A 20,793-nucleotide genomic window follows, 5' to 3' on the forward strand; every position below is an offset into this window, starting at 1 on the left:
GGCGCCGCGCGGACCCGGCCCGGCGCACGGCCGGCCGGCCGGCCTGGCCGGCGATTCCCGTAGAATGAAGCACTTGCGCAGTCATTCCTTGTTCGTGATCCGCCGCGCAGTGGCGCGGCGACGGTGAGCTTGCGGTGTTCGACTGGATCAATGTGCTGGCGGGATTCGGCGTCGGGGTGCTGGTCGGACTGACCGGCGTCGGCGGCGGCGCGCTGATGACGCCGATCATGGTGCTGCTGTTCGGCGTCGCGCCGCATACGGCGGTCGGCACCGATCTGTGGTTCGCCGCGATCACCAAGATCGTCGGCGGCTGGGTGCACGGCAAGCGTGGCTCGGTCGACTGGCAGGTTCTGCGCCGCATGTTCTACGGCAGCATTCCGGCCGCGCTGCTGACCCTGCTGTGGCTGCATCAGAGCGGTAGCGGCCCGTCGCACAACGGCCTGATGCTGAAGATGCTCGGCTTCGTGCTGGTGCTGACCTCGATCGCCGCGGTGTTCCGCCAATCGGTGCACCGCATCGGCGAGCGGATGCGCGCCGAGCGCGCCGCCGCGTTCAAGGCGATGCAGCCGGGCGCGACTGTGGCCGCCGGCGCGGTTCTGGGCTTTCTCGTCACCTTCACGTCGATCGGCGCCGGTGCGCTCGGCGCCGTGCTGCTGCTGTATCTGTACCCGCGGCGGATGAAGCCGAGCACGCTGGTCGGGACCGATATCGTGCATGCGATCCCGCTGACGCTACTGGCCGGGTCCGGGCACTTGCTGCTCGGCAACGTGGACTTCGCGCTGCTCGGCACCCTGCTCGTGGGCTCGGTACCCGGCATCGCGCTCGGCTCGCTGGCTGCGGCGCGCGCGCCCGAGCGCCTGATCCGCGGCCTGATTTCGCTGTTGCTGACGGTGGTCGGCCTCAAGATGCTGCTGGCCTGAAGCTGCCGGCCGGCGGCGCCGGCCGAAGCGGCGGACCATCACCGCAGTGCAGCGGCCGCCGGCGGGCGTTCTGGCAATGCGGGTCGGCAGGGGCATGGCACTACTCCGGAGCGGGGTTGGTCGCCATCTAACGCGCCAGCGGGCTCAGAAACTGAGCCCGGTTCGTCGCACAATGCATGCATCGAAAAACCGGAGTCGCCGATGGGCGTCACCCTCGACAACAAGCTGGTCGTCGCCTTGTCCTCACGCGCGCTGTTCGATTTCGAGGCCGAGAACCGCGTCTTCGACGAGCAGGGCGACGGCGCCTACGAGCGCCTGCAGCTGGAACGCATCGACCAGCCGGCGAGGCCCGGCGTCGCGTTTCCGCTGGTCAAGAAGCTGCTCGCGTTCAATGAGGACGGCGAGCACCGCGTCGAGGTCGTGATCCTGTCGCGCAACGACCCGGTTTCCGGCCTGCGCGTATTCAACTCGGCAAAGGCGGAAGGGCTCAACCTGCAGCGCGGCGTCTTCACCAAGGGCGAGGCGCCGTACCGCTATCTGAAGCCGCTCGGCGCGCATCTGTTCCTGTCGGCCAATCCCGACGACGTGCATGGCGCGCTCGATTCGAAGTTCCCGGCCGCGCGCGTGTTCTCGACCTCGCTGGTCGACGCCGCGCGGCATCCGCAGGAACTGCGGATCGCCTTCGACGGCGACGCGGTGCTGTTCTCCGACGAAGCCGAACAGGTCTACCAGTCCGCCGGCCTCGACGCCTTTCAGGCGCACGAAACGGCGCATGTCGCGCGGCCGCTGCCGCCGGGGCCGTTCAAGCCGCTGCTCGAAGCGCTGCACCGGCTGCAGCGCGCGGCCGGCGAGAAAGTGTCGATCCGGCTGCGCACCGCGCTCGTCACCGCGCGCAGCGCGCCGGCGCACGAGCGCGCGATTCGCACGCTGATGGACTGGGGTATCGAGGTCGACGAGGCGATGTTCCTCGGCGGACTGCAGAAGGGGCCGTTTCTGCGCGAGTTCGAGCCGGATTTCTTCTTCGACGATCAGGTTTCGCACTGCGAATCCGCCGTCGTCGCCGGGCCGACGGGGCATGTGTCGGCCGGTGTCGTCAACCGCCGCGCGATCGTCGACGTGGCCGAGGCGGCGCCGGCGGCCCGCGCGTAGGCGGTCCGCCGGTCGCACCGACCGGGGCTACTAGCGCAGCTGCAGCTTCGCCAGCGCGCGCGAGCGCTGCAGCGCGACGAATTCGAGCGCGCCGAGCACGGCGGCGCCGCCGAGGGTGACGGGCGTCGAGGTCATCATTTTGCGGACGAGGCGGGCCATCACGTGCTCCTGCCGGCGCGGTTGGCCGGGATCGGATATCTGGTGAAAAACCGTATCAAGGCCGTGTGACGGGACGATGGCGCGCCCGTGACAGCGGCGCCCGTGACCGCCGCGTGTCAAAGGGATGACATATCGGCGCGCCAAGATTCGCCGGCCGATGCCGCCCCTCCTCACGTCCGCCCTTCCCGCCGAGCTGGCCGATCTGCAGCGCCTGATCGACGCGGCGCCGCCGACGCTGCAGGCGCGCGTGCTCTGCGAGATCGAGGTCCGCGACCGCCGCCTGCCGGTGCACGCGCTGACGCTCGGCAATCCCGATCCGGCATTGCCGGCAGTCGGCTTCTTCGGCGGCGTGCATGGTCTCGAACGCATCGGCGCCGAGGTCGTCATCGCCTATCTGCGCAGCCTGGTTTCGCGGCTGGCCTGGGACGCCGCGCTGCATCAGCAGCTCGAACACGTGCGCCTGGTCTTCATGCCGCTCGTCAATCCGGGCGGGCTGTGGCTGGGCACGCGCGCCAATCCGCGCGGCGTCGATCTGATGCGCAACGCGCCGGTCGACGCGGCCGAGGCGGTGCCGTTCATGGTCGGCGGACAGCGGCTCAGCGCCGGTCTGCCGTGGTATCGCGGCGCGAGCGGCACGGCAATGGAAGCCGAAAGCGCGGCGCTGTGCGCGCTGGTCGAGCAGGAGCTGCTCGGCCGGCCGTTCGCGATCGCCATCGACTGCCATTCCGGGTTCGGCGTCGACGATCGCCTCTGGTTTCCGTACGCACACACGCGCCAGCCGATTCCGCACCTGGCCGAGATGCATGCGCTGAACGCGATCTTCGCGAGCAGCCACGCGCATCATCGCTACGTGTTCGAGCCGCAGAGCCTGCAGTACCTCACGCACGGCGATCTGTGGGATCACCTCTATCTGCGCGCGCTGCGCGAGCCGGCGCAGACCTTCCTGCCGCTGACGCTGGAAATGGGCTCGTGGCTGTGGGTCAAGAAGAACCCGCGCCAGCTGTTCACGCGCTACGGCATCTTCAATCCGCTGATCGCGCATCGCCAGCAGCGGGTGATGCGTCGCCATATCGCGCTGCTCGATTTCTTCATGCGCGCGGCGATCGGCTACCGGCGCTGGCTGCCGCGCGACGGCGAGCGCGACGCGCACCAGGCGCAGGCCATGGCGCGCTGGTATGCGAAGCTGCGCGCATGAACGACACCCCCTGGATATTGCTGCGCGGCCTGATTCGCGACAGCCGGCACTGGGGCGATTTCCCGCGGACGCTGGCGGACCGCCTCGGTCACCCGCCGGTTGTCGCGCTCGATCTGCCGGGCAACGGTGTGCTGCACGCGCAGGCCAGCCCGGACCGCGTCGAGGGCATGGTCGCCTACTGCCGGGACGAGTTGCGCCGCCGCGGCCTGCGGCCGCCGTATCGCGTGCTGGCGATGTCGCTCGGCGCGATGGTAGCCGCCGCGTGGGCGCAGGCGCATCCGCAGGAGCTCGATGCCGCGGTGCTCGTCAATACCAGCCTGCGGCCGTTCAGTCCGTTCTGGCAGCGCCTGCGGCCGCCGGCCTATCCGCGCATTCTCGGCATGCTGCTGCGCGCGGACCCGCGTCGCGGCGAGGAGACCGTGCTGCGGCTGACGACGACGCGCAGCGCCGAGCATCGCGGCGTGCTCGACGACTGGGTCGCCTGGCGTCTCGCCTGCCCGGTCACGCGCGCCAACGCGCTGCGCCAGCTGCATGCCGCGATCCGCTTTCGCGCGCCGCGTCGCGCCCCGGCGACGCGGCTGTTCGTGCTCGTCGGCCTCGGCGACCGGCTCGTCGATCCGCGCTGTTCGCAGCGACTCGCACAAGCCTGGAACAGCCCGATCGCCGCACACCCGAGCGCCGGCCACGACCTGCCGCTCGACGACGCCGACTGGGTCGCCGAGCGCATCGCCGGCTGGCTGTCGTACTGAGGCGACTTGCCAGGCGCACCTGCCTCCGGCAAAGCTCGGCGCATGAACGACAAACCCCATGCGCCGTCCTGCGAGCGCAACCGCGATCCGATTCTCGCGGTGCTGCGCGAGCATCTCGCCGATCGCCACAGCGTGCTGGAGATCGGCAGCGGGACCGGCCAGCATGCTGTCCATTTCGGCGCCGCCTTGCCGCAGCTGCAATGGCAGACGTCCGAGTGCGCCGCGGCACATGAGGGCATTCGCGCCTGGCTGGCCGAGGCCGCGCTGCCGAACGTGCTGGCGCCGATCGCGCTGCAGATCGGTCGCGACCCGTGGCCCGTGCAGGCGTACGACGCGGTGTTCACCGCCAATACGCTGCACATCATGGCCTGGCCCGAAGTCGAACAGCTGTTCGCCGGTCTCGGCACCGGCGTGCTGGCGCGGGGCGGTCGTCTGGTCGTCTACGGACCCTTCAACGAGGGCGGGCGCTACACCAGCGACAGCAACGCCGCGTTCGACGAATGGCTCAGGGCGCGCGGCGCGCACATGGGCATCCGCGACATCGAGGCAGTCGACGCCCTCGCGCGGGAGATCGGCTGCGAGCGCGTCGTCGATCTGGCGATGCCGGCGAACAACCGCTGCATCGTCTGGCAGCGTCACGCGTAGCAGCGCTTCGTTACCGCGCCGCGCGGGCCGGCCCGCGCTGTCGCCGGCGGGCGGTCCGGGCTTACCGCGGATCCGCGCGGTTTTGCAGACGCTCGCGAAGCTCCTTCTGGTAGCTGTAGCCGCGCTGTGTGAGGCGGTGCTCGTAGCCCAGCAGTCTTTCGAGATTCTGCGTCGCACGGTCCATCAGCGCCTGCGCTTCGGCGTACTGGCCGAGCGCCCCGAGCGTGCGCGCCAGCGAGATGTCGATGGTCCAGGTCACATAGTGCTCGTCGGTCAGCGCGCGGTGCGCGAGCGCCGACGTCTTGCGCTGTAAGGCCAGCGCTTCCTTCCAGCGTCCGAGATCCTGCAGGCTGCGCGCGATGTTGTGCGCGGTCATCAGCGTTTCACGGCGGTCCTCGCCCAAGGCCTGCACCTGTCCGGCGTAGACCTTGCCGTAGAGAACCAGGGCCCGCTGGTGATCGCCCTTTTGGGCGTAGAGCGTCGCCAGATTGGCGCGGATCTGCAGGCCGCTGGCGTCGAGCTCGCCGAAGCGGGCGACGATTTCCCGCGACGCGAACTCCTGCAGCGCGATCGCCCGGTCGACCTGCCCCAGATGCTGAAGGGCGAGCGAGAGCTGGTTGGCCGTGACCAGCGTCTGCGGGTGTGTCGGACCATAGATGCGCTGCATGTCGGCATACAGAGGATCGAGGATCGCTAGGGCCTCCTCGTCGCGGCCCTGCCCGGCCAGTCGCCCTCCGACCGAAACGCGCAGCGTCAAGGTCGCCGGCGCGTCGGCGCCCAGCACACTCACATAACGCTGCAGCGCCGTCTGATAGGCCTCGTCGGCTTCCGGACGGCCGAGCTCCTCGAGCAGATTCGCCCGGATGCGCGCGTAATGAAGGCCGAGCTCGGATTTCGGATCGAGGCGCGCCACCTGCGGGCGCAGCGACTCGATCTGCTTCAGGCCGAGTTCGGCGTTGCCGAGGCCGCGCTGCAGTTCGGCGAGAAAGATCTGTGCCTCCAGCGCACGTTCTTTCAGCTTGTGACGGTCGGCAAGCTGCTGCGCGGCCTGGTACTCGGCAATGCTCTCGTCGTAACGATCGAGGTTGGCGTAGACGTCGGCGAGCAGCAGGCGCGCGTCGATCAGCGTCTGCGGGTGGCGGTCCTCGGGCTGCAGCAGCGCGATGGCGGCCAGCAGCTGCTCGATCGCGGCGTCGTCCTGCGCCAGGCCGGAAAACACCGAGCCGAGCGTGCTGCGCACGCGGGCCTGCAGTTGCGGGCGATCGGCGAAGCGCTCGCCGACGCGGCGCGCCGCTGTTTCGACGACTTCGCGGACCGTCATGTCGCTGCGCCCGGTGGCGCGCGGGTCCGCCGAGTCGAGCAGATCGTGCTGGAGAAAATCGTTGATCGCGGCGGTCTCCGCCTGGGCGTCGCGCGCCGCGTCACGGGCCTTGCGCGCCAGATAGTAGAGCGTGCTGCTCGCCGTCAGGCCGGCGACCAGCAGGGCATAGGCGGCGATCATCCAGCCGCGCCGCGCGCGCCAGCGTTCCATCTGCCGCCGCGTCGCCTCGGCGCGCTCGGCGGATTCGCGTTCGAGCGTACGCCGCTGCCGGCGCTGCTCGAGCGTGCGCAGACGCCGTTCCAGCTCGGAGGCGTCGGCCAGGCGGCGGGCCGGATCGAGATCGGCGGCGGCGGCGATGTCCTCGCGCAGCAGCTCGTCGCTGACGTCGCGCTCCCAGCCCGGGGCCAGCGGGCGGCGCAGGTCGCCGACGACCAGCTGATACAGGAGGACGCCGAGCGCATAGATGTCGGATTTCAGCGTCGCCGGCTGACCGGCGAGCAGTTCGGGTGCGATGTAAAGCAGCGAGCCGGACGAATCGTCTTCGGAGATGTCGCGCGTCAGGCCGAGGCGTGTGATCGACAGCGCTTCGAGGCGCGTGTCGTCGATCAGGCGTCCGCTGCCGAAGTCGGCGAGCAGGATGCGCAGGCCCTCGTGATCGTCCGCGACCAGCAGGTTCGCCGGCTTGACGTCCTTGTGCAGGATGCCGACGCGATGCGCGGCGGCGAGCGCGGCGGCGGCCTGCGCGACGAATTCGATGCGCTGTGCGAGCGGCGTCTGCGGATGCCGGCCGAGCCAGGATTCCAGGCTGCCGTTCGGATACCACGCCGTCTCGATGAAGTACGGAGCCTCCTGCAGGTTCCAGTCGAGGACTGCCGCCAGCGCGGCTTGTTCGCCGAGACTTTCGGAGAGCAGGCGCTGCAGGGTGATTTCGCGCTTGAGCGTGGACAGGGCGCTGCCGTCGCCGGCGAACTTGAAGATCCGCCGTTCGCGCGTCTTCTCGTGCTCGACCAGCCAGGTTTCGTTGCGGCCCTGGCCCAGACGTTCCAGCAATCGCCAGTTGGGGCGCAGCGGCGGATGTTCGCCGGCCTGCAGGTGCAGGATCGCCGGCGACTGGGTCTGCACCGGGGTCAGGCGCTCGACCGATGCGTCGAACCGGTAGCCGTAGCCGTGCACGGTGCGGATCAGATTCTGCTCGGCATCGCCGATCGCACGTCGCAGCAGCGACACCGCCCGCGACAGCACCGATTCGCTGAGGACGCGGCCGGGCCAGACCGCTTCCATCAGCTCGTCCTTGGTGATGACTTCGCCGGGGTGGCGGACGAACAGGCGCAGCAGTTCCAGCGACTTCGACTCGATATTGACCGGCTCGCCGCGATGCAGGATTTCGAGGCGGAATTCGTCGAGTTCGGTGTCGCCGAAGCGCCAGCGCGCGGGACGCAGATTCGGTTCGGGGCTCGGTGTGCTCATGCCCGTGCGGTCATCTTTCGGGGTGGCGTAGGAAGGGATCGGTCGGCCTGCCATTCTGCCTGCAGCTGCAGCGCGCGCTGCAGATAGCGGGGGTCGACGTCCGGCAGGCGCCGCAGGCGCGCGATCGAGGTCGCGAACAGGCGCTCCGCTTCGTCATGCTGTCCGAGCCTGCCGAGGGTGCGCGCCAGCGAGTATTCGACGACGGCGTTCAGCCAGTGATCCGGCGGCAGCGCGCCGCGGGCGGCGGCGTGCAGTTGGCGCTGCACTTCCAGCGCGTCGTCCCAGCGGTTCAGATCCTGCAGCATGCGGCCATAGTTCTGCGCGGCGATCAACGAATAGCTCTCGCCTGCGCCGAACTTGGCGACCTGCACCGCGTAGACGTCGCGATACAGAGCGGCGGCTTCGGCGACGCGGCCCAGATCGCTGTACAGGCTCGCCAGCGCATTGCGCGTGCTCTGCACGTCCGTGTGCCGCGGGCCGAGGACGCGGATCTGCTCGGCGAGGGTCTGCTCGATCAGCGCCAGCGCCGCGCGGTCGTCGTTCTGGTAGTCCATGACGATGCCGAGCGCCTGCGCGACCAGCAGACTGATCTGGTGCTGCGCTCCGAGCGCCAGGCGCGCGTCCGCCCACAGGGATTCGAGCTTGGCGCGCGCTTCGGCATAGCGGCCGGAGAGGAGCAGCGCGGAACCGGCGACATAGCGCGAGATGAGCGCCTCCGGATGCGTCGCGGGATAGAAGCGCAGGCTGAGCGCAAGCGCCTCCGCGCTGCTGCGCTCGCAATCCTCGATGAGCCCGAGGTCGCACAGCGTGGTGGCCCGCGAACGCAGGATCTTGAGCTGCAGCGGGTGATCGGCGGCGAGCCGGGATTTCGCTTCGTCGTGCAGCGTCTCGAGTTCGCTCAGGGTGGTTTCGAGCGTCGAGGCCGGCGGGCCGAACTTGGCCAGCTCCAGGCGGGCCTCGAGTTCGAGCTCGGGTGAACGGCTGGAGCGCGCGAGTGCCAGAGCCTCGTGCAGCGCTTCCTGCGCCGGCGCCAGTTGCTCATCGGCGCGCAGCCGGCTGGCGAGCCCGAGATAGACCTGCGCGGCCAGGCGTGGCTGTTCGGCGGCGTGGGCTTCGACCAGTACCTGCGCCGCCTGAAACTGCTGGCCGGCGGCGTCCGCCTCGCCGAGGCCGTCCAGCGCACTGCCGAGGGTGCGCCGCACGCGCGCCTCGGCGAGCGGCTGTGCGGCGAAACGCGCGCCGACGCGTTCGGCCGCGATCGACAGCAGCTCCCGAACCGTGATGTCGGGCCGCCCCGACAGCTGCGGATCGGTGGCGGCGAGCAGGTCGTCGAGCAGGAATTGGTTGACGGCGGAAGCGGAGGCCTCGGCCTGGCGGGCCTGGTCGCGGGCCTGGCGCGCGGCGAGATAGAGGCCGGTGCTGAGCGCCATGCCGAGCGCCAGTGCGCCGCTGGCGGCGAAGACCCAGCCGCGCCGCGCGCGCCAGCGTTCGATCTGCCGGCGTGCGTGCGCGGCGCGCTGCGCCTCGGCGCGGTCGAGTTCGAGTTGCAGGCGGCGGCCGTCGATCGCGCGCAGGCGCCCGGCGAGCTGGCCGGCGTCGGCGAGGCGGCGGGCCGGGTCGAGCTCGGCGGCGGCGGCGATGTCCTCGCGCAGCAGCGGATCGGCGATGTCGCGCTCCCAGCCGGGCGCCAGCGGGCGACGCAGGTCGCCGACGATCAACTGGTAGAGCAGCACGCCGAGCGCGTAGACGTCGCTGCGCAGCGTCGCCGGCTGGCCGGCGATGACCTCGGGCGCCAGATACATCAGCGAGCCGGAGGGCTCGCCGCCGCGAATGTCGCGGGTCAGGCCGAGGCGGGTGATCGACAGCGCCTGCAGGCGGGTGTCGTCGATGAGCGCGCCGGAGCCGAAGTCGGCGAGCCGGATCGCCGGCCGGCCGCCGGTCTCGACGATCAGCAGGTTGGCGGGTTTGACGTCCTTGTGCAGCACGCCGACCGTGTGCGCGGCGGCCAGCGCTTCGGCGGCCTGGGCGACGAGTTCGAGGCGGATCTCCTGGCCGATGCCAGGGTGCGCGCCGAGCCAGGCTTCGAGACTGCCGGCCGGACACCATTCGGTTTCGATGAAGTAGGGCGCCTGCTGCAGGTTCCAGTCGAGCAGCGGCACGAGTGCCGACCGCGCGCCGAGGCTTTCGGTCAGCAGGCGCTGCAGGGTGATCTCGCGCTTGAGCGTCGACAGGCCGGCGCCGTCGCCGGCGAACTTGAAGACGCGGCGCTCGCGGGTCTTGCCGTGCTCGACCAGCCAGGTTTCGTTGCGGCCCTCGCCGAGGCGTTCGACGAGCTTCCAGTTCGGGCGCAGCGGCGGCTGCCCGCCGGGCTGCAGGGGGAGCGCGGCAGGCGACTGCGACCGCACCGGCGTCAGACGCTCGACGGCGACATCGAAGCGGTAGCCGTAGCCATGCACCGTGCGAATGACGCTCTGGCTGCCGTCGCCGATCGCTCGCCGCAGCAGCGAGATCGCGCGGGCGAGCACCGATTCGCTGAGCACGCGCCCTGGCCAGACGGCCTCCATCAGCTCGTCCTTGGTCAGGACTTCGCCGGGATGGCGGACGAACAGGCGCAGCAGCTCCAGCGACTTCGGTTCGACGGCGACCGTCCTGCCGCCACGGACGACTTCCAGCCGGAACTCGTCCAGCTCGGCGTCGCCGAAACGCCAGCGCGCCGGCTGCAGATTCGCTTCAGGAATCGCTGCGTCCATTCGCCCCTCCCCCGGGCGCGACGACCGCGGCCCGCCCATCGTTCTCACAGATTCTTGATATGGCGAGAGATTTTCCGCCTCAAGAAAACCTCAAAAAAGCCTCAGGCACGCCTAAGGACGCTGGCGGGTGCGCGCCGTAGCGTGCCGCTCACACCCTTTCTTCCCGATCAGGAATTGCTCATGAAATGTCGATATTCGAAGGCGGAGATTCTCGCCATCCTGCGCGAGTATGACAGTGGCGAGTCGCCGTCGGTCGTGAGCCTCTGCGCAAAACACCGCATCTCCCGGCAGGCCTACTACTACTGGCGCGCCAAGTACGGCAGCGAATCGGCCGGCGAGCAGCGCCTGGCCGCCCTCGAGCAGGAAGTGCGCGCGCTGCGGGCGCTGATCGACGCGCGCCTCTACGGCAATCCGGACATGCGCCTGCCGGCCTATCGCGCCGCGGCCTATCCGGCCCGCGCCGCCGCCTGAGCGCAGCGGAACACGCAAGCCCCGGGCCGGTGGGGGGCACCGGCCCGGGGTCCCGCTCGTGTTGGAAGCCGTCCGGCTCCTGCACTCAATCATGCAGTTCATTTGGGAGACATCAATGACGGATTCTTTACACGCAGTGCGTGCCATGCGCCGCTCGGCGCTGGCGTGGCGGCTGGCCCTGGGAAGCCTCGTCGGCACCGGCCTCAGTGCCGTCGCGTTCGCGGCCGCCGCGCAGGGCACCGGGAGCGACGCCCCGGCTGCCGCGCCTGCCGACGAGATCGAGACGATCGTCGTCACCGGCTCGAACATCCGCCGCACGGACAAGGAAACCGCCTCGCCGGTGCAGATCCTGTCGCGCGAGGACATCGAGCGCACCGGCAAGCAGAACATCGCCGAAATTCTGCGCAGCGTGTCGGCCGACAACCAGGGCTCGCTGCCGACGTCTTTCTCGAACGGCTTCGCCGCCGGTTCGGCCGGCGTGTCGCTGCGCGGTCTCGGTCTCAGCTCGACGCTGGTGCTGGTCAACGGCCGGCGCATGGCGCCATACGGCCTGGCTGACGACGGTCAGCGCAGCTTCGTCGATCTCAACTCGATCCCGCTCGAAGCGGTCGAACGGGTGGAAGTTCTCAAGGACGGCGCCTCGGCGATTTACGGCTCTGATGCGGTCGGCGGCGTGGTCAACATCATCTTGCGCCGCAACTATCAGGGCGCCAGTTTCGGCGCCAACTTCGGCACGTCGTACATGGACGATGGCGACATCAAGCGCCTCAACGCCAGCTACGGCATCGGCGATATGGCAGCCGACGGCTACAACGTCTTCGTGACGGCGGAAGGCTCGACGCAGCAGGCCATCAAGCAGAAGACGCGGCCCGGCTATCTCGGCACCAACGATCTGACTTCGTACGGCTGGTACGACAACCGGGTCGGCGCGGCGGCGGCGGGCCTCGGCATGTTCTACGACGAAGAGACGGACGAAGTGACCGGGCCGGCGTTCAATGCGCAGACGCCCTGGGGCTCGATCCGTCCGATCGGCGATACCAATCAGAGCCATCGCATCAACCTGACCGACTGCCCCGAGATTTCGGGCGTCACCGGCATGTGCGTGTTCGATCCGATCGGCTACTACGAGATCCAGCCGCAGCAGGATCGTTTCAACCTCTATACGCGAGGGGCTTTCCGTATCGCCGAGACGCTGCAGGCCTATGCGGAGGCCGGCTATTTCTATTCGAAGACGGAAGCGACCGGCACGCCGAGCGGCGTGCGTGACAGCGGCGTGTTCGATCCGAACAATCCGGGGACGCCGATGCGGCATCGGATCGTTCTTCCGGCAGGGCATCCGGACAACCCGGAGGATGGCGATCGCCAGCTGTACTACATGACGCGAGAACTCGGCGGACGTGACGGTACGAGCGAAAGCGACGTGATCCGCGTGCTGGCGGGACTCAGCGGCGACATCGCCATGTGGAACTGGGATTCCGGCGTCGGCTACATCGAGAACAAGCTGACCACCGAGTCGACGGGATATGTCCGGTTCTCGAAGCTTCAGGCGGCGCTGAACAACGGCACGTATCGCATCAACAACACTGCCGCCGTGCCGCAGTCGCTGCGCGACGAAATCTCGCCGAAGCTCGTTCGCGACGCCAAGACCTCGATTACGTTCGCGGACGCAAAGATCTCGGGCAGCCTGTTCGATCTGCCGGGCGGTCCCTTCGGGGTGGCGTTCGGTACCGAGTGGCGCAAGGAAAAGACCGATACGCCGCCGAATCCCTACACGGATATTGCCGACGTGATCGGTCTGGGCTACTCGGCGTTCAAGGCCGACCGCGATGTCTACGCCGGCTACGCCGAGATCAACGCGCCCGTGCTGAAGGTGCTCGAGCTGAACGCCGCCGTGCGTTACGACCACTACAGCGATGTCGGCAGTTCGACGACGCCGAAGTTCGGCGTGAAGTTCAAGCCCATCGACCAGCTGGCGCTGCGCGGCTCCTATGCCGAGGCGTTCCGCGCGCCCGGTCCGGCCGAGAGCGGCGACAGCGCGACATTCGGATACACGGGCATCGGCATCCTCACGATCGGCAATCCGGACATCAAGCCGGAGAAGGCCAAGAGCTATACCCTGGGCCTGGTGGTCGAGCCGTTCTCGGGGCTGAGCGCCTCGCTCGATTACTACAAGATCAAGCGGCGCGACGAGATCATCGCGGCCGATCAGGCGCTGGTGCTCGACGGGATCGAGCCGAACGGCGAGCCCGACAGCGCCGTCCCCGGTGCCCTGCCGAACTCGATGGTTTACTACAACGAGCTGGGGCGCATCGGTTCGATCTCGGCGCCCTATATCAACGCCAACTCGACGACGACCGATGGTCTCGATCTCGACCTCCGGCACCGCATGAAGCTGGACGGCATCGGTACGATCACGGCTTCGCTGACCTGGACGCACGTCCTCAACTTCGAGCGCAAGGTCGGTGATGAGACGCGCGAGTATGCCGGTACGCACGGGCCGTACGTGCTCAGCGCCGCCGCCGGTACGCCGCAGGACCGTGCCACGTTCGAGCTCGGGCTCGACCGCAGTTGGTGGTCGACCTCGCTGCTGGTCAGCTACGTCGGCGCGATGGACATGATCGACCACAAGGGCGAGGAGCTGTACGACATCGGCGACGGCACGGTGACGACGTCCACCGGCGAGGGCGCGTACGTCGCCGATCCGAACGGTCCGGTATGCGGCGTCTACAATCCGGACGGCACGCCGCGTTCGGGGTGCTCGCTGTCGTCGTTCACGACGGTGGACTGGTTCGCCAAGGTCGAGGTCGGCAGCAACTGGATCCTGAGCGGCTCGGTCCAGAACCTGTTCAACCGCATGGCGCCGTTCGATCCGTATACCTACGGCGGCCTCAACTACAACCCGGCGTTCCACCAGTCGGGCGCGGTCGGGCGTTTCTTCACGTTCGGCGTGAAGTACAACTTCTGAGGCAGCGCGCAGGAAGTGAAGATCCCGGCTGGATGTCAGCCGGGATTTTTTTGCCTGCCGGTTTGCCCGTATGCTGGGCCGCTTTCAGCATGCCGGGGCGGAAGTGAGCGAACGCAAATCACAGGCGCGGGGCGAGCGCCCCGACTACGGTGTCGACGCGCCGGACGTGGTGCGGCGCTTTCTCATGGTCGGCTCGGTCGCCATCGTGCTGCAGTTCGCCGCGCCCTCGCTGCTGGCGCTGGTGCCGGTGTCGTACGCGCAGATCCTGCAGGGAACCGCGCGATCGCTCGGCTGGATGGGCTATGGCTTCGTCGCCACGGCCTGCCTGATGCTCTGGGGCAGCCGCGTCGGCAAGCTGCGCCTGCGCGATCGGGTGCTCGATGCGCTGCCCTGGCGCGGTGATGAGCGCGTGCTCGATGTCGGCTGCGGGCGCGGCCTGATGACGGCGGGTGCGGCGCAGCGCGTGCCGAACGGACAGGTCGTCGGCATCGACGTCTGGCGCCGCGAGGATCAGGCACGCAACGGCCCGGACGCGGCGCGCCGCAATCTGCGCATCGAAGGCGTCGCGGCGCGCGCCGAGGTGCGCACCGCCGACATGCGCCGGCTGCCGTTCGATGCCGCCAGCTTCGACGCCGTCGTGTCGAGCTGGGCGCTGCACCATCTGGCCGGCTCCGACGAGCGGCTGCAGGCGCTGCACGAGATCGACCGCGTGCTAAAGCCCGGCGGCCGCGTCGCGCTGATCGACATCCGCCACGGCCGTGCATATGCCGCCTGGCTGCGCGAGCGCGGCTATGCGCAGGTGCGTGTCAGCGGCCCGAACTTCCTCTTTCTGGTGCCGACGCTGACGGTGACGGCGCAGAAGCGCTGAGCGCGTCTCAGCGGTTTTCGTAGCGGTTGATGTCGAGCACGCCGGCTTCGAGCGGCTCTCTTTCACGCTGCCAGGCCGCGAAGTCGTTGAACAGCGTCCAGAGCTGCGGGTGGGTGCGGCGGATGCCCCAGCGGGTGACGATGGTTTCGAAGTCTGCCGGCTGCCGGGCGGTGCGCAGCGCGGCGACGAAGGCGTCGATGTCGTCGAGCGGCACGTTGAACGCGAAGTTCGGGTAGTCGCCGAACACGCCGGGCGCGATCGTCAGCCGGTCCAGTTCCGGCTGCATGCGACCTTCCTCGTTGAACAGGAACGCGACGTTGCGGTGCGCGCGATCGCGGGTCAGCGAGTAGACGAGCCGGCCGCCGTCGTACGGTACGCGCAGCAGCGTCAGCTCCGGCAGCAGGGCGATCGCCGGCAGTTCCCTGGCGCGCTGGCCGGCGAGGCTGCGCAGGGCGCGTTCGGCGCGTGCGGCCGCGCTTGTCGTTTCCATCGGCGGGCAGTCGCCGGACGCGCAGCGGTTCAGGGTGTCGGCCGGGCCGGCGACCGCCTGCGTGCGGGCCTGTAGCTGCGCGATGAACTGTGGCATCGCCGGGCCTTTCTGGTAGGGCAGGCGGGTCGGCGTCTTGTCGTCGATGTCGGTGTACGCGATCGCCATCTTCAGTTGCCCGCCACGCTGGTACCACTGTTTCAGCAGCGGCTGGCGCGCCGGCGGCGGCAGGAAGCGCAGGAAGTTGACCTCGGCGCCGTTGCGGATCAGGTCGAAGTACAGGCGCGTCTGCAACTGGTGCGAGACGTTGCCGAACACGTCGAAGTTGACGACCAGTTCGTAGTAGGTGCGTTCGAACAGCGGGTAGTCCATCACCCACAGCGTCTCCGGTTCCGCCCCGTACAGGCCGCGGTGCACGAAGGCATTGTCGTGATGGCGGAAGATCGTCAGCAGCGCATCGCGGTTGTGGCCGTCGCCGTCCCAGATCTCGTCGAGCGTCGCGCCGTCCGGCGCGCTGGCGCGGTATTCGGCGCGCCGCAGCTGCTCGTAGTCGTTGCGCTGGTGCCGGTAGGCGATCCAGTCCGGACCGGCGCTCAGCAGCGTCGCGTCCTGGCCCGGCAGGCCGAGCAGCGGCGTGGCTTTGGCGCGGTAGTCGGCGTCGTTGACGTAGTGCTCGGTCGCCGGGTTCTCGAACACTGCCCAGAAGCGGTCGCGGATCACGTCGGTCGCGGTCTGGCCGGCGCAGACCGGGCCGCGGATGAAGTTGCGCGTGAAGTACAGCGCGTCGTCGAGCAGGAACTGGTAGCGGGCCTTCGCCGGCAGCGCGCGGAAGGTTTCGAACGGATTCGCGCGCTCGGTCTCGCCGTAGCCCGGCAGCGTCTCGATCGACCACGGTTCGGAGAAGAACCGATCCTCGAAGTGCTCGCGCTTGGCGTCGTCGAGTGCATAGATGATGCGGTTCTTCTCGACGACGGTTTCGTCGAGCAGGGCGAAGCGGTAATAGAAGACCTCGCCCGGATCGTCGTTCGGCCGCACCGTGGCGATCGTTTCGAGCGGCTGGCCGGCCGGCGTGCGCGAGCGCAGCAGACGGAAGAAATGCGGCTGCGCCTCGTCGCGGAAATACAGGTGCGCCGCGAACAGATGCTCGTACAGGTAGCGCGCGACCAGGCGTTCGCGCAGGCCCGGGCGGTTCAGATAGCGTTCCCAGCGTGCGATCGCGGCCAGCTCGCTGTCGTGGGCGCGATTCGGGCTGGCGTCGACGACGGCACCTTCGGCGAGCCAGGTCGTCAGCGTCGCGTATTCGGCATCATCGAGTCCGGTGACGGCCAGCGGCATGCCCTCGCGCGGATGCTTGCCAGCATACGCCTCGAACTCATCCGGCAGCGGACAGCTGTTCTGGCGCGTGAAGCCGAGCGCGATGTCGGCGGGCAGACGTTCGTTGGCGGGCCAGGGCTGGCGGTGTCCCAGATCGAGCATTTTCGCGAGCAGCGATGCCGACTGCTGGCCGGCCACATCGGCCTGCGGGCGGACGCCGAAGAATCCATTCGCGCGCCACTGGCTTTCGCTTTCGGCATCGACGCCGAGCCGCGTCGGCGGGATCGCCGCCAGACGCGCGCCGTCATAGATCTGCGCCTTCGACGCGCCGCGCAGCAGGCCGTCGCCGCTGGTCAGCTTGAGCTGGCATGGCGCGTCATAGCAGCCGTGGCAGGCCGCGCACTTGCGGTCGAAGATCGGCTGAATGTCGGCGTGATACGAGTACGTCTGCGCGACCGCTGCGGCCGGCGCGGCGGGCGGCGCCTCGGGCTGGGCGATGCTGCGGGTGCAGGACAGCGTCGCGAAGGCCAGCAGCAGGATGGCCGGCGGGACGAGCGAGCGGCGCAGGCGGCGAGAGTCGGTCATGAGGCTTCCGGGATCGAATGGCGCGCATCGTAACGGCTGCCCGGTGGCGGGAACATCGCTTGCCGGGCATGTGGGGCTGTCCTAGGCTGGCGCGCCGGTCGGCCAGACCGGCTTCTTTCCGATCACGGGCGCAGGCGACGGCGCCGCGCAAAAAACACGATGGCGAAATCGAGTCGGTCCGTTGCGGACGACGCCTGCCCCTGCGGCTCCGGGCTGCCGTACGCGCGCTGCTGCGCGCCGCTGCATGCCGGCCTGGCGGCCGCCAGTGCCGAGGCCCTGATGCGTTCGCGCTACAGCGCGTACGCGCTCGGGCGTGTCGACTATCTGCTCGCGAGCTGGGATCCGGCGACGCGGCCGGCGGCGGCCGAGCTGGTACTCGATTCGGCGACGCGCTGGCTCGGTCTGAAGATCCTGCGCCATGAGCCTGCGGGCGACGAGGCGCGCGTCGAATTCGTGGCGCGCAGCCGCACGGGCGGGGCCAGCGCGCAGCGCCTGCACGAGATCAGCCGTTTCGTGCGGCGCGACGGCCGCTGGTTCTACGTCGACGGCACGTTTCCGGACGCCTGAGCCGGCGCGCGTTTCGCGGTGCCGGTGCAACGCAAAGGGCCGCGGCTTGCCGCGGCCCTTTCGTGTGCAGCGTCGGCCGGATCAGCCGCCGAGATAGCGCAGCAGATCGTAACCCTGCAGCGTGGTGTCGAAGCCGCTGGCCTTGGCGCCGAACAGGCTGATCGGCAGCTGGTCGAGCGGCCCCTGGTAGCCCGGCCAGTTGTGGCCGCCACCGTCGACGGTCAGCAGCGCGCTGCCCTTGCCGGAGCTGCAGTCGGTGACCCACTGCAGTTCGTAGCCGGTCGGCAGTTCGCCGTCGACGGTCGGCAGCGACGCGGTCTTGATCGCCGTGCTGTCGCAGCCGTTCTGCGCCTGCAGCGCCGCGAAGGTGTCCGGCACCGAGGCGTAGAGCAGATTGCCGTCGTAAGGGCCGATCAGGTCGGAGGTCCCGTGCACCTGGACGGTCGCGACGCCCTTGGCCATCGCGCAGCTGCTGAGGTCGTCCGGCGGAATCTCGCCGGCGACGACGATGGCGCCGGAGATGTTCTCGGCACGATCGCAGGCGTACTCGAAGCTCAGCACCGCGCCGCCGGAGACGCCGGCGATCAGCACCGGCGTCGAAGCCTTGGCCAGCGGCTTGGTCTGCGCGATCAGCGCGTCGATCAGCGCGACGCGATCGGCGCGGCTGGCCGCCGGCGGAATGCCGGCCGAGCGGCCCCAGGTGCGGTTCAGCACTGAGCCCGGTGCCGTCGGCAGTACGACGGTGACGTTGCGGCTCTTGGCGAGCTCGGCCATGCGCATGCGGTTCGCCATGGTCTCGCCGTTGGCGAGCGCCCAGTGCAGGGCGATGTACAGGGCGTTGCTGCCGCTGCCGTTGGCGGGCTTGAGCACGACGTAGTCGGAGCTGAGGCCGTTGGCCTCGACCGTGCCGCTGGTGACCGTGACGCCGTCGCAGGCGGTGACTTCGCTGTCATTGAAGACCGGCGAACCGGAGCCGGTGTCCGGACAGTAGGCGCCGTAGGTCGGTTGGCAGTTATCGCCGGCCGCGGCCTTGTCCGGATTGAACTGCTCGGTGCACGAGAGCTTGGTGTCGACGACGCTGCCGCCGCTGGAACCGTCGCTGCCGCCGCAGGCCGAGGCCCCGAGAACCACCAGGAGCGCGGCGCCGAGCGCGCGCAGCATTTTTGCAGAAGACATCCAAATCCCCTTACACATCACCGACCCATCAATCCGCTGCCGCAATACCGGCATCCGGCCGAAAAACTTGAACTTTTGCGGAAGCGTAGCGGCTTCGCGCTTGCAGGTGCTGTCGGAAAATGTCGACACACGCGCCCATATCATTACTATTGGACGTCCCGTTGCCGCCAACAGGACGATTTCTCCCCCATGCTTCAATACACTTTCTTCGGTAATCCGCTCGCCAAGTGGCTGCTGGCCTTCGGGGTCGCCGCGTTCACGGTACTCGTCGTCTGGGCGGTGCGGCAGCTGATCGTCCGGCGTCTGTCCCGCTTCGCCGCGCTGACCTCGACCCGCGTCGACGATTCGCTGATCGCTATCACGCGCCGGACCCGGCTGTGGCTGGTCTGGCTGCCGGCCCTGTGGGTCGCTTCGCACTCGCTGCTGCTGCCGGAGCGCACCGACGCCGTGCTGCGCGGCGCGGCGATTCTGGCGATGATCTGGCAATTCGGCCTGTGGATCGGCGCCGGCATCGACTTCTGGGTCGCGCGTTCGCGCGAGCGTGCGATGGAGGAGGGCTCGGGCGCGGCGACCAGCCTGTCGGCACTGACCTTCGTCGCCAAGACGGTGCTGTGGTCGATCCTGCTGCTGGTCGCGCTCGACAACCTCGGCATCGACGTCACGGCGATGATCGCCGGCCTGGGCGTCGGCGGCGTCGCCGTCGCGCTGGCCGTGCAGAACATCCTCGGCGACCTGTTCGCGTCACTGTCGATCGTGATCGACAAGCCGTTCGTGATCGGCGACTTCATCATCGTCGACGAGTACATGGGCACGGTCGAGCACGTCGGCCTGAAGACCACCCGCATCCGCAGCCTCGGCGGCGAGCAGCTGGTGTTTTCGAACAGCGACCTGCTGAAGGCGCGGCTGCGCAACTACAAGCGCATGCGCGAGCGCCGCATCGTGTTCAAGTTCGGCATTCTCTACGAGACGCCGGTCGACCAGCTGGAAGGCGTCGCCGACCAGGTTCGCGAGATCGTTAGCGCCCAGCCGCTGGTGCGCTTCGACCGTGCGCACTTTGCGAGCTTCGGCGACTCGTCCTACGACTTCGAAGTCGTCTACTGGATGCTGGACCCGGATTACAACAAGTACATGGATACCCAGCAGGCGATCAACCTGGCGATGGTGCGCGCGTTCGAACGGGCCGGCATCGGTTTCGCGTATCCGACGCGGACCTTGCATCTGGCCGGGCCGGTGCAGATCCGCGGCGCCGGTGAGGGCACGACGGACTTCGGGGCGCAACGCATATGAGCCTGCGCTGCGAAATCATTCCGGTCACGCCGTTCCAGCAGAACTGCTCGCTGGTCTGGGACGACGCGACGATGCGCGGCGCCGTCGTCGACGCCGGCGGCGAGATCGAGCGCCTGCTCGAACGCGCGCGCCATCACGGCGTGACGATCGACAAGCTGCTCGTCACGCATGGCCATCTCGATCACGCCAGCGGCGTCGCCGATCTCGCCGAACGTCTCGGCGTGCCGATCGAAGGACCGCACCCCGACGATCAGTTCTGGATCGACGCGCTGCCGGAAGCGGCGGCGCGCTACGGATTTCCGCCGGCGCGCCCATTCACGCCGGACCGCTGGTTGGTGCAGGGCGACACTGTCGAGCTCGGCAGTCTGCGCCTCGACGTGCTGCACTGTCCCGGCCATACGCCGGGCCACGTCGTCTTCCACCACGCGCCCTCGCAGCTCGCCTTCGTCGGCGACGTGCTGTTCGCCGGCAGCATCGGCCGCAGCGACTTCCCGCGCGGCAATCACGAGGATCTGGTGCGCTCGATTCGCGAGCGCCTGTTTCCGCTCGGCGACGAGATCCGCTTCGTGCCGGGGCATGGTCCGCTGTCGACCTTCGGCGAAGAGCGCCGCAACAATCCGTTCGTCGCCGACCGTCGCTTCGGCTGAAGCGGCGCCGCGGCATGTCACAGTGCGGCGGCCTGCCTCGTCTTCAGGCGGGACGAATGACGGAGGCGGCG

The 20,793-nt window shown here is 69.0% G+C and carries 16 protein-coding genes; 11 read left to right on the forward strand and 5 right to left on the reverse strand.

Annotation, left to right across the window (positions count from 1 at the left end; all coding sequences use genetic code 11):
* Positions 1–134: 134 nt before the first annotated feature.
* Positions 135–920: a sulfite exporter TauE/SafE family protein gene (locus K343_RS0111425; protein ID WP_028008195.1), complete on the forward strand. Its 786-nt coding sequence runs from the start codon at positions 135–137 to the stop codon at positions 918–920.
* A gap of 201 nt (positions 921–1,121) precedes the next feature.
* Entirely contained in the window at positions 1,122–2,069 is a 948-nt protein-coding gene (locus tag K343_RS0111430; protein WP_028008196.1) for a 5'-nucleotidase, read from the forward strand.
* Positions 2,070–2,099: 30 nt separating this feature from the next.
* Here the strand turns inward: K343_RS0111430 and K343_RS25170 are convergent, their stop codons facing one another.
* On the reverse strand, positions 2,100–2,228 hold the full coding sequence (locus tag K343_RS25170) for a hypothetical protein (RefSeq protein ID WP_281169393.1): 129 nt from the start codon (positions 2,226–2,228) through the stop codon (positions 2,100–2,102).
* A gap of 157 nt (positions 2,229–2,385) precedes the next feature.
* Between K343_RS25170 and K343_RS0111440 the strand changes: the two genes are divergently transcribed.
* The 3 genes from K343_RS0111440 to K343_RS0111450 are packed head-to-tail and all read left to right on the forward strand — an operon-like array spanning position 2,386 to position 4,817.
* Positions 2,386–3,423, forward strand: coding sequence for a M14 family zinc carboxypeptidase (locus K343_RS0111440; protein WP_043112557.1), 1,038 nt, complete (start codon positions 2,386–2,388; stop codon positions 3,421–3,423).
* Positions 3,420–4,172: an alpha/beta fold hydrolase gene (locus tag K343_RS0111445; RefSeq protein ID WP_028008198.1), complete on the forward strand. Its 753-nt coding sequence runs from the start codon at positions 3,420–3,422 to the stop codon at positions 4,170–4,172. The genes K343_RS0111440 and K343_RS0111445 overlap by 4 nt, the downstream gene beginning before the upstream one ends.
* A 42-nt stretch (positions 4,173–4,214) precedes the next feature.
* Positions 4,215–4,817 carry a DUF938 domain-containing protein gene (locus tag K343_RS0111450; RefSeq protein WP_028008199.1) on the forward strand — a complete coding sequence of 201 codons (603 nt, stop codon included), beginning with the start codon at positions 4,215–4,217 and terminating at the stop codon, positions 4,815–4,817.
* Between the two features lie 61 nt (positions 4,818–4,878).
* Here the strand turns inward: K343_RS0111450 and K343_RS0111455 are convergent, their stop codons facing one another.
* Both K343_RS0111455 and K343_RS0111460 read right to left on the reverse strand, forming a co-directional pair.
* Positions 4,879–7,605, reverse strand: coding sequence for a tetratricopeptide repeat protein (locus K343_RS0111455; protein ID WP_028008200.1), 2,727 nt, complete (start codon positions 7,603–7,605; stop codon positions 4,879–4,881).
* Positions 7,602–10,355 (reverse strand): protein kinase domain-containing protein, encoded by a 2,754-nt coding sequence (locus K343_RS0111460; protein WP_028008201.1) that lies wholly within the window; start codon positions 10,353–10,355, stop codon positions 7,602–7,604. The genes K343_RS0111455 and K343_RS0111460 overlap by 4 nt, the downstream gene beginning before the upstream one ends.
* A 180-nt stretch (positions 10,356–10,535) precedes the next feature.
* Here K343_RS0111460 and K343_RS24780 point away from each other — a divergent pair, with 180 nt between their 5' ends.
* From K343_RS24780 to K343_RS21810, 3 genes are all read left to right on the forward strand, one after another.
* Positions 10,536–10,826 carry a transposase gene (locus tag K343_RS24780; protein WP_051278236.1) on the forward strand — a complete coding sequence of 97 codons (291 nt, stop codon included), beginning with the start codon at positions 10,536–10,538 and terminating at the stop codon, positions 10,824–10,826.
* Between the two features lie 115 nt (positions 10,827–10,941).
* Positions 10,942–13,791, forward strand: a complete 2,850-nt coding sequence (locus K343_RS0111470) for a TonB-dependent receptor (RefSeq protein WP_245585183.1) — start codon at positions 10,942–10,944, stop codon at positions 13,789–13,791.
* Between the two features lie 103 nt (positions 13,792–13,894).
* Entirely contained in the window at positions 13,895–14,659 is a 765-nt protein-coding gene (locus K343_RS21810) for a class I SAM-dependent methyltransferase (RefSeq protein WP_161628884.1), read from the forward strand.
* 7 nt (positions 14,660–14,666) lie between these two features.
* On the opposite strand, the gene K343_RS0111480 is transcribed toward K343_RS21810, so the two are convergent.
* A complete protein-coding gene (locus tag K343_RS0111480) occupies positions 14,667–17,045 on the reverse strand; it encodes a fatty acid cis/trans isomerase (protein ID WP_084615840.1) in 2,379 nt (792 codons plus the stop codon).
* Positions 17,046–17,204: 159 nt separating this feature from the next.
* Here K343_RS0111480 and K343_RS0111485 point away from each other — a divergent pair, with 159 nt between their 5' ends.
* Entirely contained in the window at positions 17,205–17,612 is a 408-nt protein-coding gene (locus K343_RS0111485; RefSeq protein ID WP_028008204.1) for a YchJ family protein, read from the forward strand.
* Positions 17,613–17,693: 81 nt separating this feature from the next.
* Here K343_RS0111485 and K343_RS0111490 read toward each other — a convergent pair whose 3' ends face one another.
* Positions 17,694–18,788 carry a CE1 family esterase gene (locus K343_RS0111490; RefSeq protein ID WP_154662529.1) on the reverse strand — a complete coding sequence of 365 codons (1,095 nt, stop codon included), beginning with the start codon at positions 18,786–18,788 and terminating at the stop codon, positions 17,694–17,696.
* A gap of 189 nt (positions 18,789–18,977) precedes the next feature.
* Here K343_RS0111490 and K343_RS0111495 point away from each other — a divergent pair, with 189 nt between their 5' ends.
* On the forward strand, positions 18,978–20,075 hold the full coding sequence (locus tag K343_RS0111495; protein WP_028008206.1) for a mechanosensitive ion channel family protein: 1,098 nt from the start codon (positions 18,978–18,980) through the stop codon (positions 20,073–20,075).
* Positions 20,072–20,722, forward strand: coding sequence for an MBL fold metallo-hydrolase (locus K343_RS0111500; RefSeq protein ID WP_028008207.1), 651 nt, complete (start codon positions 20,072–20,074; stop codon positions 20,720–20,722). The genes K343_RS0111495 and K343_RS0111500 overlap by 4 nt, the downstream gene beginning before the upstream one ends.
* The last annotated feature ends 71 nt before the right edge of the window (positions 20,723–20,793 follow it).

The sequence above is a fragment of the Solimonas flava DSM 18980 genome (genome assembly GCF_000426685.1).
Lineage (GTDB): Bacteria > Pseudomonadota > Gammaproteobacteria > Nevskiales > Nevskiaceae > Solimonas > Solimonas flava.

What these genes read in the sequence shown, in the direction of transcription:
- K343_RS0111430 (WP_028008196.1), top strand. Translation starts at nt 1,122, where the DNA reads ATGGGCGTCACCCTCGACAACAAGCTGGTCGTCGCCTTGTCCTCACGC.
- K343_RS0111440 (WP_043112557.1), top strand. Translation starts at nt 2,386, where the DNA reads ATGCCGCCCCTCCTCACGTCCGCCCTTCCCGCCGAGCTGGCCGATCTG.
- K343_RS0111455 (WP_028008200.1), bottom strand. Translation starts at nt 7,605, where the DNA reads ATGAGCACACCGAGCCCCGAACCGAATCTGCGTCCCGCGCGCTGGCGC.
- K343_RS0111445 (WP_028008198.1), top strand. Translation starts at nt 3,420, where the DNA reads ATGAACGACACCCCCTGGATATTGCTGCGCGGCCTGATTCGCGACAGC.
- K343_RS0111450 (WP_028008199.1), top strand. Translation starts at nt 4,215, where the DNA reads ATGAACGACAAACCCCATGCGCCGTCCTGCGAGCGCAACCGCGATCCG.
- K343_RS0111490 (WP_154662529.1), bottom strand. Translation starts at nt 18,788, where the DNA reads ATGTCTTCTGCAAAAATGCTGCGCGCGCTCGGCGCCGCGCTCCTGGTG.
- K343_RS0111470 (WP_245585183.1), top strand. Translation starts at nt 10,942, where the DNA reads ATGACGGATTCTTTACACGCAGTGCGTGCCATGCGCCGCTCGGCGCTG.
- K343_RS24780 (WP_051278236.1), top strand. Translation starts at nt 10,536, where the DNA reads ATGAAATGTCGATATTCGAAGGCGGAGATTCTCGCCATCCTGCGCGAG.
- K343_RS0111500 (WP_028008207.1), top strand. Translation starts at nt 20,072, where the DNA reads ATGAGCCTGCGCTGCGAAATCATTCCGGTCACGCCGTTCCAGCAGAAC.
- K343_RS0111460 (WP_028008201.1), bottom strand. Translation starts at nt 10,355, where the DNA reads ATGGACGCAGCGATTCCTGAAGCGAATCTGCAGCCGGCGCGCTGGCGT.
- K343_RS0111495 (WP_028008206.1), top strand. Translation starts at nt 18,978, where the DNA reads ATGCTTCAATACACTTTCTTCGGTAATCCGCTCGCCAAGTGGCTGCTG.
- K343_RS25170 (WP_281169393.1), bottom strand. Translation starts at nt 2,228, where the DNA reads ATGGCCCGCCTCGTCCGCAAAATGATGACCTCGACGCCCGTCACCCTC.
- K343_RS0111480 (WP_084615840.1), bottom strand. Translation starts at nt 17,045, where the DNA reads ATGACCGACTCTCGCCGCCTGCGCCGCTCGCTCGTCCCGCCGGCCATC.
- K343_RS0111485 (WP_028008204.1), top strand. Translation starts at nt 17,205, where the DNA reads ATGGCGAAATCGAGTCGGTCCGTTGCGGACGACGCCTGCCCCTGCGGC.